This is a genomic window from Pseudomonas sp. microsymbiont 2, assembly GCF_054788395.1.
This window is the reverse complement of the sequence record NZ_CM139112.1, coordinates 2,586,386-2,600,223: the sequence shown is the minus strand read 5'-3', so window position 1 is coordinate 2,600,223 and position 13,838 is coordinate 2,586,386. Positions and strand designations below refer to the sequence as shown.

Here is a 13,838-nt window from a genome sequence, read left to right as displayed (position 1 = left end):
CATCGACGGCGGCGCGCTCAGCCCTTGTCCGCCTTGCCCGCCGCCGCCGCGAACTTCGCCAGCCGCACATCCAGCCGTCGCGGTCGCGCGCCGCGGTCCTCGGCCTGCTCCTTGCGGCGGATGGCGTTGCGCACCATCAGCGAACCCAGGTAGCGGATCGGCTCCGGCGGGAACTGCCCCAGCGGCCCCTTGACCAGCGGCGAGCGGGTCCAGGGGTTGTCGAGCCCCAGCGCCAGCGACGAGAGGATCTGCCCACCCATATGGCACGGTCCCACCCCGCTGCCGGAATAGCCGAAGCCATAGAACACGTTGCCCTGCCCATCCAGCCGACCGAAGAACGGCAGGCCGGTCACCGAGCGATCGGATGGTCCGTTCCAGCTCGCCGCCAGCGGCACCTCGGCCAGCGCCGGGAAGAACTCGGCCAGGCTATCGCGCAACAACGGCTGGTACGGCGACGGCTGGTCGAACACCGGCAGCATGCGCCCACCGTAAGCGAAGGTGTTGCCGCCTTTGCCGAGCATCAGCCGGCCATCGGAGGTGTTGTGGTAGTAATGCACGAAGATCCGCGAATCGAGCACGCTGACGCCGCTGTCCAGGCCGATCTCGCGCAGCAGGTCCGGGCACGGCTCGGTGATCACCATGTCGCTGGAGACGATCGCCACGCTGCGTTCGAATTGCGGGAAAGCCCTGGCCATCCAGGCGTTCAGGCCCAGCACCACGCGGTCGGCGCGTATGCTGCCGGCGCGGGAGCGGACCTGCACCGGGCTGCCATGCTCCAGCCCGGTCATCGCCGTGCCTTCGTGGATGCGTACTCCGCGCTGCAAGGCGGCACGGCGCAAGCCGCGCACCAGCCGCCCCGGCTGTACCGTGGCGGCGGCCGGCGAGTACCAACCTTCCAGATGGCGCTCGGAACCGGCCAGGCGCTGCAACTGCTCCAGCGGCAGGCGCTGGAACGAGTTGATGCCCCGCTGCTCCAGCGCGGCGATCACCGCATCGGTGCCACCCAGTTGGGCGCGGTTGGTGGCGGTGTACAGGGTGCCGTCCATGCGGTAGTCGCAATGGATGCCATTGGCGGCGCAGAACTGGCCGATGGCCGCGATGCTGCGCTCGGACTCCTGCACCAGCCGCACCGCCTCGGCCATGCCGAACAGCCGTTCCAGGGTGAAATACTTGGCCGACCAGGACAACGCGCAGCCACCGTTGCGCCCGCTGGCGCCGGCGCCGCAGATGTCCGCCTCAATCAGCAGCACATCCAGCTGCGGTGTCTGCTCCTTGAGCATCAGGGCGGTCCAGAGCCCGGTGTAGCCACCGCCGACGATACACACATCGCAACGGGTGTCGCCGTCCAGCGGTGGACACGGCGCTTCATCTTCCTGCTCGAGGGCCTGTTGCAGCCAGAACGGTCTCATCTGCTCGCTTTCCTTCAAGTACGCAATGGCTTGATTGCCATGCCGGTGTTGGGTGCCACGTCAACCGCCTGTGGGTCGCTTGCCGGGCGGCTGTTCCAGTGCGGCAGCAGCACGAGAGCGGAGAACAGCGCGGTACCGGCGAAGACGATGAACACCGTGACGCTGTCGAAGTAGCCCGGCAGCAGGCCGCCGAGCACCGCGCCCACCGAGCCGCAGCCATTGACGAAGCCGGCCGCGGTGGCGCCGGCCTTGGCGGTGCCGAAGTCGATCGCCGCCGCGCCGCTGATCATCGAGTCCGGGCCATAGAGGGTCAGGCCCATGACGAACAGCAGGGCCACCACCAGCAGCACGCTGCCGCTGTGCATCGCCGCCATGAACCCCGCCAGGGTCACCGTCAGCAGCAGCAGGCTGATCACGCAGGCCGGCATGCGCCGGGCGCCGAACAGCTTGTCCGAGGCCAGGCCGATGATGATCGGCCCAAGCAGCCCGGCCAGTTCGAAGGCGGTGGGAATGATCGCCGCGCCGACCTTGCCCACCGAGGGCATCTGCTCGAAGACGATCACCGGGCCCCAGAGCAGGATGGCGTAGCGCGCGGGCTTGAGCATGAAGTAGGCCAGGCCCAGGGTCAGCACCGTGCGGTTGCGCAGGATCTCGCGCAGCGGCGCCCAGACACTGCACAGGTTCGCCCCCGGCGCCATGCTCTGTGGTTCAGGCTCCACCGCTGGCAGGCCGACATCCTCGGGCTTGTTGCGCTGGAAGACGAAGAACAGCAGCGCCACCACGGCCACCACGGCGGCGCTGGAGAAGAACGCCGCATGCCAGCTGCCGACCAGGGTATAGGCCCACCAGCCGGCGAACGGCGAGGCCACCAGGCCGCCGAAGGCATAGCACGAGCTCCACAGCCCCAGCACTCGCCCGCGCTGCGACGCCGGGAAGAAACTGCCGATGTTCTTGCACAAGCCTGCCCAGCCGGTGGACTGGGCCAAGCCCTGGATCAGCATGCAGGTGGCAAAGATCGGAAAGGTCGCATAGCTGCCCATCACCACCGCCGCCACCGCCGAGATCAACAGTCCGCCCAGCACCACCACGCGCGGCCCGAAGCGATCGGCGAGCATGCCCCAGGTGAACTGGCCCACGGCGTAGGCGGCCAGGTAGATGGCATCGAGGTTGGCCATGGCGGCCTTGTCGAGCATGAACGTCGGGTCTTCGCCGATGCCCAGCTTGGCCACCGAGAACGCCTTGCGGGTGAAATAGAAGGCAGCGTAGGCCAGCCAGGTGATCGCGAAAATCTGCATGCGCCACCGCTTGATGGCGCCCAGGGATTGATTCATGTGACTCTGACCTCTTGCGTGAGTGTGCCGGCAGAATGTGAAGAAACGCCTGTCTTGTTGTTGTGTTGCGCACTGCATGACGGAGGGACGTCTACTGGTCAGATGGCTGCCCGAATCTGGCGTGATCGGACGAGGCCATGACCGACGGGCGGCTGCTTGTGGCAGTGCCATCGGTTGAAACACATGGAAACAGCTGCTGACTGATAAATAAAATCGATTTATCGTATTTCACACATAATCCAAACTTTTAACAGGACTTCCCATGTCGGTCTCGCATGCTCAACTCAAGGCCTTTCACGCCGTCGCCGAACAAGGTGGCTTCACCCGCGCCGCGCAGAAGCTGTTTCTCACCCAGCCAGCGGTCTCCGACCAGGTGCGCAAGCTCGAGGAGCGTTTCGGTGTGCTGTTGTTCCAGCGCAACAAGCGCTCGGTGCAGTTGACCGACCTGGGCGAACGCCTGCTGGGGATCACCCAGCGCCTGTTCGCCTGCGAGGCCGAGGCCGTGGAACTGCTGCAGGACTCCCGGGCATTGCACACCGGCAGCCTGGTGCTGGCGGTGGACGCCCCGGTGCATGTGCTGCCGCAGATCGCGCGCTTCTGCCAGCGCTATCCGGGCATCCAGGTGAAGATCGAGACCGGCAACACCGATGAGTCGCTGGCCCGGCTGTTCAGCTACCAGGCCGATCTGGCCTTGCTCGGTCGGGATGTCGATGACGAGCGGCTGTACTGCGTGCCGTTGCGGCGCGACCCGATGGTGGCATTCGTTTCCCATCAGCACCCGTGGGCCAGCCGCGGCGAAATCAGCCTGGCGGACCTGGACGATGCGCCGCTGGTGCTGCGCGAGCCAGGCTCGGTGACGCGACAGACACTGGAAGAAGAGATGCAACGGGCCGGCTTGCGCATTCGCCCGGCGATTCAGGTGGAAGGACGCGAGGCCGCGCGCGAGGCGGTCGTGGTGGGCATTGGCGTGGGCGTGGTGTCAGCGGCGGAGTTCGGCGCCGATGCGCGGGTTTGCGCGTTGCCGATCGTCGATTGCCAGCGGCACCTGACCGAGACCCTGGTCTGCCTGAGCGAGCAGCGAACGCGGCGAGTGGTGGCCACGTTCCTGGAGATGGTGCAGGACGGCGCTTGAGATCCGGCGCCGCCCCGGGGCTGTGCGTGGATCAGCCAGCCAATTCGCGCAACGCCTGCCATTGCTGTTCGGTCAACGCCACCCCTTCGCGCCCGGCCACGTCACGCTCGCGATAACGCCGCTCCCCCGGCATCCGCGTCAAGCCGACTGCCTGCATCTGCTCCACCAGCTCACGGCTGCGCAGCGCAAAGCGCTCGCCCTCGGCCTTGCACGGGTCGATGACGATGAGCAACTGCCCGGTCCAGGGGGTCTTGGCCCCCGGATGCGCGGACCAGTCGAACTCCCAGGAGAAGTTGCCCCCCGTCAACGCCGCCGCCAGCAGCTCGACCATCATCGACAGCGCCGAGCCCTTGTGCCCACCGAACGGCAGCAACGCGCCACCTTCGAGAATCGCCTTGGGCTCGGTGCTCGGCTGGCCGGCGGCGTCCACGCCCATGCCCGGCGGCAGCTGCTCGCCCGCCTGCGCCGCGATCTGCACGTCACCATGGGCCATGGCGCTGGTGGCCATGTCGAAGACGATCGGATCGTGGCCCGCGCATGGCGCGGCGAAGGCGATGGGGTTGGTGCCGAACAGCGGCTTGCGCGCGCCATGGGGCACCACGCAGGTCATGCTGTTGACCACGCTCAGGGCCACCAGGCCTTCGTCGGCGAACGGTTCGACATCCGGCCACAGCGCGGCGAAATGGTGCGAGTTGTGGATCGCCAGCACCGCGATGCCGGCCATGCGCGCCTTCTCCACCAGCAGCGAACGGGCCGCGGCCAGGGCCGGCTGGGCAAAGCCGCCCTTGGCATCGGCTCGCACATAGGCCGGCGCCAGGTCGGTCACCTGCGGCACGGCGCGGCCATCGACCCAGCCGCTGGCCAGGGTCGAGACATAACCGGGAATACGGAACACCCCATGGCTGTGGGCACCGTCGCGCTGTGCGCTGGCACAGTTGTGGGCGAGCACGGCGGCCACCGCCGTGCTGCAACCATGGCGCTCGAAGATCGACTGCAACAGCCCTCGTAGTTCGGCAAAAGGCACGCGCACGACAGGGCCGGTGGAAGGTGAAGACATCTGGAGCTCCTTTCTTGGAATTGGAATCGCTACAGCGCAACTGCACAGACTTTCCCGCCAATGACAGCTATCTGTCAAATATTGACTTGATGACAGAAAACAGCCATTTTGGCTTCCACGCCAGAAATCAACCGGATGCCGACCATGAGCCAATCGATCAAGCAACGCCTGGAAAGCAGCCTGCACAGCGCTGCCGCCTCGGGCCGGCAGATCGCCAGCTACATGCTCGCCAATCTCCACGAACTGCCATTCCAGACCTCGGCCAGCATCGCCGCCAAGCTGGGCGTGAGCGAGTCGAGCGTCGGCCGTTTCTGCCGCTCGCTGGGCTACGCGCACCTCAAGGCGCTCAAGCAGGACCTGCAGAACGACCTGGGCGACGGCCCCTGGCTGGTGGGCGACCGCCTGCAGGAGTTCCGCCAGCAACCCGAGGACGACCAGCGCTCGGGCAGCCTGGAACTGGAGATGGCCGCGCTGGTGCGCGTGCACGAATACAGCCGCGGCGAAGCCTGGCAGCAGGTCGCCCGGCGCCTGGCGGACAAACCTCGCGTGTTCGTCGCCGGCTTTCAGACCGAACGTGGCGTGGCCATGTGCATGAGCCATTTGCTGCAGTACCTGCGCGACGGCGTGCAACTGGTCGACGGCAGCGCCGGACATTTCGCCGAAGTCCTGCTGGGGCGCCCGCAGGACTGCGCGCTGGTGGTGTTCGAGGCGCGCCGCTATTCCCGCCATGCCCTGCAGCTGTGCCACAAGGCCCGCGAGCTGGGCATCCCGGTGACCCTGGTCACCGACACCTTCTGTGAATGGGCCGATGCCAACGCCGACGAGGTGTTCCGCATCCCCACCGAATTCAACCTGTTCTGGGAATCCACCGCGACCATGCTGTCGTGGGTGCACCTGATGGTCAACGAGGTCTGCAAGAAGCTCGGACCGGATGTTGAAAGACGCTTGGAAGCAACTGCCGCTCTACATAACGAATTCGTCGGCTACACCTCGTGGCCGGCGGGCAAACAACAATAGCAAGAGTGCGACTACCGAGGTGCGAGATGAAAGGAACCATGGCTGTGGTGGGTGCGTGCGCCCTGCTGCTGGCGGCTGGCGCCAGTGCCGAGACCCTGCGCTTTGCCACTGAAGGCGCTTACCCGCCATTCAACTACGTCGATGCGAACAACCAGCTGCACGGCTTCGACATCGACATCACCCATGCCCTGTGCGAACAGATGAAAGTCGAGTGCACCCTGGTGGCCCAGGACTGGGAGGGCATCATCCCCGCGCTGATGGCGCGCAAGTACGACGCCGTGGTGGCCTCGATGATCGACACCGAGGAGCGCCGCCGCAAGATCGCCTTCACCGACCACTACTACCGCACCCCATTGACCGTGGCGGTCGCCAAGGACAGCAAGATCAGCGACGCGCAGACCGACTTCAAGGGCTACACGGTCGGCGCCCAGTCCGCCTCGACCCAGGCGATCTACGCCGAGGACGTATACGGCAAGGCCGGCGCGGACGTGAAGCTGTACCCGACCCTGGACGAAGCCAACGCCGACCTCGCCGCCGGGCGCCTGGACGGGGTGATCGCCGACAAGTTCCCGTTGCACGAATGGCTGAACAAGAATGGCAAGGACTGCTGCAAGATCCTCGGCGACGTCGACGGCACCAAGGCCGACGCGGCGATCGCCGTGCGCAAGGATGACGAGGCCCTGCGCGTGCGGCTGAACGAGGCCCTAGCGGCGATCGTGGCCAATGGCACCTACCAGAAGATCGCGAGCAAGTATTTCGCCTTCGATATCTACCAGTAATCTCGTGGGAGCGGGCTTGCCCCGCGATGGCGTCCTTCGTCAATCAGGTGCTATCGCGGGGCAAGCCCGCTCCCACGGGGTCGCCTGTATCCCGGGGGTTACCCATGCTCGATCAACTCTCCCTGCTGTCCTTCGCCAGCGGCGGCTGGGGCCAGGCGCTGCTGGCCGGCGCGCTGGTGACCGTGTCGCTGGCCCTGGCCTGCCTGCCCATCGGTCTGCCGCTGGGCCTGCTGGTGGCGCTGGCCGCGCGCTCGCGCAAACGCCTGCCGCGGGCCTGGGCCACCACCTTTTCCACGGTGTTCCGCGGCCTACCCGAACTGCTCACCCTGCTGATCATCTACTACGGCTGCCAGATCGCCGCGCAGAAGATCCTCGCCGCCCTGGGCTATGAGGGCGAGGTGCTGATCAACACCTTCCTCGCCGCGATGGCCGCCTTCAGCCTGGTGTTCGCCGCCTTCTCCAGCGAAATCTGGCTGATGGCCTTCAAGACGCTGCCCAAGGGCCAGCTGGAAGCCTGCGCGGCCCTGGGCCTGGGCAAGCGCACGGGCTTCTTCAAGGTGGTGCTGCCGCAACTGACCCGCATCGCCTTGCCGGGCCTGTCGAACAACTGGCTGAGCCTGCTCAAGGACACCTCGCTGGTCTCGACCATCTCGCTGATCGACCTGATGCGCCAGACCAACCTGGCGGTCAGCGTGACCAAGGAGCCGATGCTGTTCTACGGCGTCGCCTGCCTGGTCTACCTGTTGTTCTCGGCGCTGTCGGGCAGGGTCTTCGCCCTGCTGGAGCGGCGCAGCAACCGTCATCTGCAAGGAGCCCGCCCATGAGCCCGGAGCAACTGCTGGCCTACGTGCTCGACCCCGACCTGCTGGAGCGCTACGGCGCGCGCTTCGTCGATGGCCTGCTGGTCACCGCCAAGCTGGTGGCGATCTCCTTCACCCTTGGCGCGCTGCTGGGCATGCTCCTGGCCTTGGCGCGCCTGTCGCGCAGCCAGGTGCTGCGACGCCTGGCCGGCGGCTATGTGTACTTCTTCCGCGGCTCGCCGCTGCTGGCCCAGCTGTTCCTGCTGTACTACGGGCTGGGTTCGCTCAAGGGCTTCTGGCAGGACCTGGGCCTATGGTGGTTCTTCCGCGAAGCCTGGTACTGCGCCCTGCTCGCCTTCACCCTCAACACCGCCGCGTACCAGGCCGAGATCTTCCGCGCCAGCCTGATGGCCGTCGCGCCCGGTCAGTACGAGGCTGCCAGGGCGCTGAACCTCAAGCGCTCGACCACCTTCTTCAAGGTGGTCCTGCCGCAGTCGCTGCTGGTGGCCATCGGCCCGCTGGGCAACGAGCTGATCATGATGATCAAGGCCAGCGCCATCGCTTCGCTGGTGACCATCTACGACCTGATGGGCGTGACCAAGCTGGCCTTCTCGCGCAGCTTCGACTTCCAGATCTACCTGTGGGCGGCAGTGCTCTATCTGCTGATCGTCGAGGTGGTGCGGCGCACCCTGAAACACCTGGAGGCCCGCCTGGGCCGCCACCTGAACTGATTGAAGGAACCATTCCATGCATTGCCAGACTCTCGTCCTGGGCGCCGGCATCGTCGGTGTCAGCACCGCCCTGCATTTGCAGGCCCGTGGACGCCAGGTGATCCTCGTCGACCGCGACGAACCGGGCAACGGCACCAGCCATGGCAACGCCGGGCTGATCGAGCGCTCCAGCGTGATCCCCTATGCCTTTCCGCGCCAGCTCGGCACCCTTCTGCGCTATGGCCTGAACCGCCAGCCCGACGTGCGCTACAGCCTGTCGCACCTGCCCAAGGTCGCACCGTGGCTGCTGAGCTACTGGCGCCAATCCGCCCCCGCGCGCCTGGCCAAGGCCGCCGCCGACATGCTGCCGCTGGTGCAGCGCAGCGTCGAGGAGCACGATGCGCTGATCGAAGCCGCCGGCCTGCAGGAACTGGTGCAGGCCAAGGGCTGGATCGAGGTGTACCGTGATGCCGCGCTGTTCGAACAGGCCAAGCGCGACTTGCCTGGCCTGGCCCGCTACGGCCTGCGGTACGAGATCCTCGAACGCGAACAGCTGCAGGCCCGCGAGCAGCAACTCGATGGCGGCGTGATCGGTGGCATCCACTGGCTCGACCCGAAGACCGTGAACGACCCCGGTGGTCTTACTCGTGGCTACGCCGCGCTGTTCGTCCAGCGCGGCGGGACGTTTATTCACGGCGATGCGCGCAGCCTGCGCCAGGACAGCGGCGGCTGGCAGGTGGACACGCGCCGTGGCGTGGTCAGCGCTGATGAAGTGGTGGCCTGCCTCGGCCCGCAGTCAGCCGATCTCTACGAGCGGCTGGGCTACCAGTTTCCGCTGGGGATAAAGCGCGGCTACCACATGCACTACGCGACCCGCGGCGGCGCCGAGCTGCGTCATTCGATCTGCGACACCCAGGGCGGCTACGTCCTGGCGCCGATGGCCCGCGGTGTGCGCCTGACCACCGGCATCGAGTTCGCGGCCAGCGACGCCGCCGCCAACGAGATCCAGCTGCGCCGCTGCGAGGCCCTGGCACGCCAGCTGTTCCCGGCCCTGGGCGAGCGCCTGGACGACAAGCCCTGGCTGGGCCGCCGTCCTTGCTTGCCGGACATGCGCCCGGTGATTGGCCCGGCGCCCCTGCACAAGCACCTGTGGTTCAACTTCGGTCACGCCCACCACGGCCTGACCCTGGGCCCGGTCAGCGGTCGCCTGCTGGCCGAGCTGATGACCGGCGAGCGCCCCTTCACCGACCCTGCGCCCTACAGCGCCGCACGTTTCGACTGAACCTTGAGCGGGAGAACAACAAGATGACCGCACCCCTGAGCCTTGCCAGCCTGCACCCTGCCCCCGACCCGCGCCCGGAGCTGATCCGCATCGAGGGCCTGAACAAGCACTACGGCGCCTTCCATGTGCTGCACGATATCGATCTGTCGGTGCGCGAGGGCGAACGCATCGTGCTCTGCGGTCCGTCGGGCTCGGGCAAGTCGACGCTGATCCGCTGCATCAACCGGCTGGAGATCGCCCAGCATGGCAGCATCCGCGTGGCCGGCGCGGACCTGGCCGGCAACAGCCGCGAGGCGGCTCGGGTACGCAGTGAAATCGGCATGGTGTTCCAGCACTTCAATCTGTTCCCGCACATGAGTGTGCTGGAAAACTGTGTGCTGGCACCCATGAGCGTGCGGGGTCTGTCGCGCCGCGACGCCGAGGAGCGGGCGCGGCTGTACCTGAGCAAGGTCGGCATCGAGAGCCAGGCCGACAAATACCCCGGTCAGCTGTCCGGCGGTCAGCAGCAGCGGGTGGCGATCGCCCGGGCGCTGTGCATGAAGCCGAGGATCATGCTGTTCGATGAACCGACCTCGGCGCTCGACCCGGAGATGGTCGCCGAGGTCCTGGATGTGCTGGTGCAACTGGCCGGTACCGGCATGACCATGCTCTGCGTCACCCACGAGATGGGCTTCGCCCGGCAGGTCGCCGAACGGGTGCTGTTCCTCGAGGGCGGGCGGATCATCGAGGACAGCTCGCCGCAGGTGTTCTTCGAGCAGCCCAGGACGGCGCGGGCACAGGCGTTCTTGAAGCAGATCCTGCATTAGCGGTTCGTGGCCGGTGCGGGCAATCATCATGCTAGGCCGTAGATCGCGCTCTTCTTGATCTTGATCTTGATCTTGATCTTGATCTTGATCTTGATCTTGGCAATCGCATGTTCAACCTCACTGTCAACTAGCGTCAGCTGCGCTAGCCCAGGCGCCGCCCGTAACTTCGCGACTTCAGGAGGCCGAACGCAGGACTTGCGGAGGGAGGTGACGGGCATGGATGCCCGTCAAGCGCTGCGCCCCAGGATGGGGCGTTCAGCGCGGTCCTCCCGGGAGCAAGGCCGGAGTGAGGGGACCCGGAGCGAAGCGGAGGGCCGGATGAATGGAGCGCAGCGTTTTTTGGTTACTTTTTGTCGCGTTTGACAAAAAGTGACCCGCCGTAAGGGCGGAAAGGTGACTATGCGTCGACATCGCAAATGAATGAGCTTACAACTATAAAAACCGACGCCGACCGACTTTGACTTTGACTTTGACTTTGACTTTGACTTTGACTTTGACTTTTAAAGAGTCTGTCTTGAAAGTTATATGCGCATTCATTTGCGATGGCGACGCATAGTCACCTTTCCGCCCTTACGGCGGGTTACTTTTTGAAGGATCAAAAAGTAACCAAAAAATCCTCGCTCCATTCATCCGGCCCCTACGCTTCGCTCCGGGGTTCCCTCGCTCCGTTCTTGCTCCCGGGAGGACCGCGCTGAACGCCCCATCCTGGGGCGCAGCGCTTGACGGGCATCCATGCCCGTCACCTCCCTCCGCAAGAACTCCACTCGGCCTCCTGAAGTCGCAATTGGTGTTGCCTGAACTATCGCGCACTTAGAAGCAGATCAAGATCAAGATCAAGATCTTTGAATGTGGTTATCGGAAATATCGTGATGGGATCTACTCATCTTAATAACCGACACCTGAGAATAACTATAGCCCCAGCATAAAACAGCACACGGGAAATATGTCGACTCCAAGGTCAATGAGCGGTCACGAGGCCAAGACCTCGACGAGCCTGCCAAGCACGATCATTGCACCAACGCAAAGACCCGACTGCATCGTTAAATATTATTGACCTAAGCCCCCGCCAAACCCTTGTCACCAAAGGCCTCCAACCCCTAAAGCCCCCGAAAACAGGCGCCTGCACGCCACGCCACTCGTTTGACATATCGAACGGCTCTGGCAAGCTATGAGTCAGGCCCCGACCGACATCGCCCGCAAGGCGAGCCGGCAGTGCTCGGGGCTCCAGGCAGCACACAAGGCCCCGGCCGTGCGCCTGCACAACAACGACAGGCATGACCTGTCCCAAGGTGACATATGTCCAACAGCAACATTGGCAGCAAGCAACCCTCCCTGCGCAAACCCATCGTCCTCATGACCATGGGCAGCCAAGAGCGCAAAGGCCATGACTATCAGGTCATGACCCACAAATACATCACCCCACTGGTCGAATTCTCCGGCTGCGTCCCGGTCCTGGTGCCTACCTGCTGCGGCGCCGAAGACCTCGAGACCTACCTTGACATGGCCGACGGCGTCTACCTGACCGGTGCCGGCAGCAACATCGACCCGACCCTCTACGGCCAGGACAACCAGACCCCCGGCAAAGGCCAGGACAAAGACCGCGACCTGTTCGACATCCCCCTGGTCAAGGCGGCGATCAAGCGCGGCCTGCCGATCTTCGGCATCTGCCGCGGCATGCAGGAAATCAACGTGGCCCTCGGCGGCGACATCTACCAGAAGGTCTACGCCGAGCCAGGCTTCAACGACCACCGGGAAAACCCTGAAGATCCGGTCGAAGTCCAGTACGCCCCGGTACACAGCGTGAAGATCAAGCCAGGCAGCTGGCTGCGCGATACCCTCGGCACCGACCAGATCCGCGTCAACTCGCTGCACGGCCAGGGCCTGCGCAACCTGGGTGCCGGCATCGAGCCAATCGCCCACGCCGAAGACGGCCTGGTCGAGGCGATCCACGCCCCGAGCCTCTCGCCCTTCCTGTTCGCGGTGCAGTGGCACCCGGAGTGGCAGGCGGCGAAAAACCCTGATTCGATCAAGATGTTCCAGGCCTTCGGCGACGCCTGCCGCGCCCAGGTCCGCAAGTCCCAGGTCAAGCGCAACCAGGCCGCCTGACCCAGCGAAGCTTCGTTAGCTTTGATCGCGGGGCGGTGCAATACCGCCCCCGCTTCCCCGGTCACCCTCTGCTGGTCCCAGAACACTTCCCGTGGAAGCGGGCGGCGGGCTTGTGCCTGTCTCCGCGATCTTTTTTTCCCACAAGTCATACGATAACAGTGCCTTGCCAAATAATCGGTAGGCTCACGCGTTCCCCTGTAGGAGCGGCCTTGTGTCGCGAAAGGGTCGCGCAGCGGCCCCAGGGTCTAAGCGTGGACGCATCAATCGCCGGGGCCGCGCTGCGGCCCTTTCGCGACACAAGGCCGCTCCTACAGGGGTTGCGTTGTCATGGCTAAAACGGATTCAAAATTCTGTGCAGAGGGGACTAGCCATCGCTCAAGTTGTACGATAACTTACCTCTCACCTTGGTTCCCCCCTCCTCCAAGCGCCACAGGATGCCTACAACAATGACCCCACAAGAACTGCAATCCATCCTCTCCCACGGCCTGCTGTCGTTCCCCGTCACCGACTTCGACGCCCATGGCGACTTCAACCCGGCCGGCTACGTCAAGCGCCTGGAATGGCTTGCCCCCTACGGCGCCAGCGCCCTGTTCGCCGCCGGCGGCACCGGTGAGTTCTTCTCCCTGGCCGCCAGCGAGTACAGCCAGGTGATCAAGACCGCCGTCGACACCTGCGCCACATCGGTACCGATCCTCGCCGGCGTTGGCGGCTCGACCCGCCAGGCCATCGAATACGCCAAGGAAGCCGAGCGCCTGGGCGCCAAAGGCCTGCTGCTGCTGCCCCACTACCTCACCGAAGCCAGCCAGGACGGCGTCGCCGCCCATGTCGAGGCGGTGTGCAAGGCAGTGAACATCGGCGTGGTGGTGTACAACCGCAACGTCTGCCGGCTGAACGCCGACCTGCTGGAACGCCTGGCCGAGCGCTGCCCGAACCTGATCGGCTACAAGGACGGCCTGGGCGACATCGAGCTGATGGTGTCGATTCGTCGCCGCCTGGGCGATCGCTTCAGCTACCTGGGTGGCCTGCCCACCGCCGAGGTGTATGCTGCGGCGTACAAGGCCCTGGGCGTGCCGGTGTACTCCTCGGCGGTGTTCAACTTCGTGCCGAAGACGGCGATGGACTTCTACCACGCCATCGCCCGCGACGATCACGCCAGCGTGGCCAAGCTGATCGACGACTTCTTCCTGCCGTACCTGGACATCCGCAACCGCAAGGCCGGCTACGCCGTGAGCATCGTCAAGGCCGGGGCGAAGATCGCCGGCTACGACGCCGGCCCCGTGCGCACGCCGCTGACCGACCTCACCGCGCAGGAATACGAGATGCTCGCCGCGCTGATGGACAAGATGGGCCCGCAGTAAGCGAGCCCCCGCGGCCTGCCGATGCCGCCGCCGGAGCAGGACAGCCTGCTC

The 13,838-nt window shown here is 65.4% G+C and carries 13 protein-coding genes; 9 read left to right on the top strand and 4 right to left on the bottom strand.

Annotated features, from left to right (window positions below; translation table 11 throughout):
- Positions 1-17 precede the first annotated feature (17 nt).
- Positions 18-1,409 (bottom strand): FAD-dependent oxidoreductase, encoded by a 1,392-nt coding sequence (locus ACYUME_RS11795; protein WP_460418980.1) that lies wholly within the window; start codon positions 1,407-1,409, stop codon positions 18-20.
- A gap of 14 nt (positions 1,410-1,423) precedes the next feature.
- Positions 1,424-2,740, bottom strand: coding sequence for an MFS transporter (locus ACYUME_RS11790; RefSeq protein ID WP_460418979.1), 1,317 nt, complete (start codon positions 2,738-2,740; stop codon positions 1,424-1,426).
- 262 nt (positions 2,741-3,002) lie between these two features.
- On the opposite strand from ACYUME_RS11790, the gene ACYUME_RS11785 reads away from it, so the two are divergent.
- The gene (locus tag ACYUME_RS11785; RefSeq protein ID WP_279886960.1) at positions 3,003-3,872 is read left to right on the top strand and encodes a LysR substrate-binding domain-containing protein; all 870 of its coding nucleotides are present in this window, start codon (positions 3,003-3,005) and stop codon (positions 3,870-3,872) included.
- 31 nt (positions 3,873-3,903) lie between these two features.
- On the opposite strand, the gene ACYUME_RS11780 is transcribed toward ACYUME_RS11785, so the two are convergent.
- A complete protein-coding gene (locus ACYUME_RS11780; protein ID WP_460418978.1) occupies positions 3,904-4,929 on the bottom strand; it encodes an Ldh family oxidoreductase in 1,026 nt (341 codons plus the stop codon).
- 144 nt (positions 4,930-5,073) lie between these two features.
- Here ACYUME_RS11780 and ACYUME_RS11775 point away from each other — a divergent pair, with 144 nt between their 5' ends.
- The 6 genes from ACYUME_RS11775 (at position 5,074) to ACYUME_RS11750 (ending at position 10,323) form a co-directional block, all read left to right on the top strand.
- Positions 5,074-5,946 carry a MurR/RpiR family transcriptional regulator gene (locus ACYUME_RS11775; RefSeq protein WP_279886963.1) on the top strand — a complete coding sequence of 291 codons (873 nt, stop codon included), beginning with the start codon at positions 5,074-5,076 and terminating at the stop codon, positions 5,944-5,946.
- A gap of 26 nt (positions 5,947-5,972) precedes the next feature.
- Positions 5,973-6,725, top strand: coding sequence for a transporter substrate-binding domain-containing protein (locus tag ACYUME_RS11770; RefSeq protein ID WP_460418977.1), 753 nt, complete (start codon positions 5,973-5,975; stop codon positions 6,723-6,725).
- A gap of 104 nt (positions 6,726-6,829) precedes the next feature.
- A complete protein-coding gene (locus ACYUME_RS11765; RefSeq protein WP_279888948.1) occupies positions 6,830-7,549 on the top strand; it encodes an ABC transporter permease in 720 nt (239 codons plus the stop codon).
- A complete protein-coding gene (locus ACYUME_RS11760; protein ID WP_279888949.1) occupies positions 7,546-8,256 on the top strand; it encodes an ABC transporter permease in 711 nt (236 codons plus the stop codon). Before ACYUME_RS11765 ends, ACYUME_RS11760 begins: the two co-directional genes overlap by 4 nt.
- A 16-nt stretch (positions 8,257-8,272) precedes the next feature.
- Positions 8,273-9,517, top strand: a complete 1,245-nt coding sequence (locus ACYUME_RS11755) for an NAD(P)/FAD-dependent oxidoreductase (RefSeq protein WP_460418976.1) — start codon at positions 8,273-8,275, stop codon at positions 9,515-9,517.
- Between the two features lie 23 nt (positions 9,518-9,540).
- Positions 9,541-10,323, top strand: a complete 783-nt coding sequence (locus ACYUME_RS11750; protein WP_279888952.1) for an amino acid ABC transporter ATP-binding protein — start codon at positions 9,541-9,543, stop codon at positions 10,321-10,323.
- A gap of 26 nt (positions 10,324-10,349) precedes the next feature.
- Here the strand turns inward: ACYUME_RS11750 and ACYUME_RS11745 are convergent, their stop codons facing one another.
- Positions 10,350-10,541, bottom strand: a complete 192-nt coding sequence (locus ACYUME_RS11745) for a hypothetical protein (protein ID WP_460418975.1) — start codon at positions 10,539-10,541, stop codon at positions 10,350-10,352.
- A gap of 1,078 nt (positions 10,542-11,619) precedes the next feature.
- On the opposite strand from ACYUME_RS11745, the gene ACYUME_RS11740 reads away from it, so the two are divergent.
- Positions 11,620-12,429, top strand: coding sequence for a gamma-glutamyl-gamma-aminobutyrate hydrolase family protein (locus ACYUME_RS11740; protein ID WP_460418974.1), 810 nt, complete (start codon positions 11,620-11,622; stop codon positions 12,427-12,429).
- Between the two features lie 446 nt (positions 12,430-12,875).
- Complete coding sequence (gene kdgD, locus ACYUME_RS11735; protein WP_279888868.1) at positions 12,876-13,787, top strand: 5-dehydro-4-deoxyglucarate dehydratase; 912 nt, start codon at positions 12,876-12,878, stop codon at positions 13,785-13,787.
- Positions 13,788-13,838: the final 51 nt, after the last annotated feature.

Coding starts and splice junctions, on each gene's coding strand:
- ACYUME_RS11795 (WP_460418980.1), bottom strand. CDS start 1,409: ATGAGACCGTTCTGGCTGCAACAGGCCCTCGAGCAGGAAGATGAAGCG.
- ACYUME_RS11790 (WP_460418979.1), bottom strand. CDS start 2,740: ATGAATCAATCCCTGGGCGCCATCAAGCGGTGGCGCATGCAGATTTTC.
- ACYUME_RS11785 (WP_279886960.1), top strand. CDS start 3,003: ATGTCGGTCTCGCATGCTCAACTCAAGGCCTTTCACGCCGTCGCCGAA.
- ACYUME_RS11780 (WP_460418978.1), bottom strand. CDS start 4,929: ATGTCTTCACCTTCCACCGGCCCTGTCGTGCGCGTGCCTTTTGCCGAA.
- ACYUME_RS11775 (WP_279886963.1), top strand. CDS start 5,074: ATGAGCCAATCGATCAAGCAACGCCTGGAAAGCAGCCTGCACAGCGCT.
- ACYUME_RS11770 (WP_460418977.1), top strand. CDS start 5,973: ATGAAAGGAACCATGGCTGTGGTGGGTGCGTGCGCCCTGCTGCTGGCG.
- ACYUME_RS11765 (WP_279888948.1), top strand. CDS start 6,830: ATGCTCGATCAACTCTCCCTGCTGTCCTTCGCCAGCGGCGGCTGGGGC.
- ACYUME_RS11760 (WP_279888949.1), top strand. CDS start 7,546: ATGAGCCCGGAGCAACTGCTGGCCTACGTGCTCGACCCCGACCTGCTG.
- ACYUME_RS11755 (WP_460418976.1), top strand. CDS start 8,273: ATGCATTGCCAGACTCTCGTCCTGGGCGCCGGCATCGTCGGTGTCAGC.
- ACYUME_RS11750 (WP_279888952.1), top strand. CDS start 9,541: ATGACCGCACCCCTGAGCCTTGCCAGCCTGCACCCTGCCCCCGACCCG.
- ACYUME_RS11745 (WP_460418975.1), bottom strand. CDS start 10,541: ATGCCCGTCACCTCCCTCCGCAAGTCCTGCGTTCGGCCTCCTGAAGTC.
- ACYUME_RS11740 (WP_460418974.1), top strand. CDS start 11,620: ATGTCCAACAGCAACATTGGCAGCAAGCAACCCTCCCTGCGCAAACCC.
- kdgD (WP_279888868.1), top strand. CDS start 12,876: ATGACCCCACAAGAACTGCAATCCATCCTCTCCCACGGCCTGCTGTCG.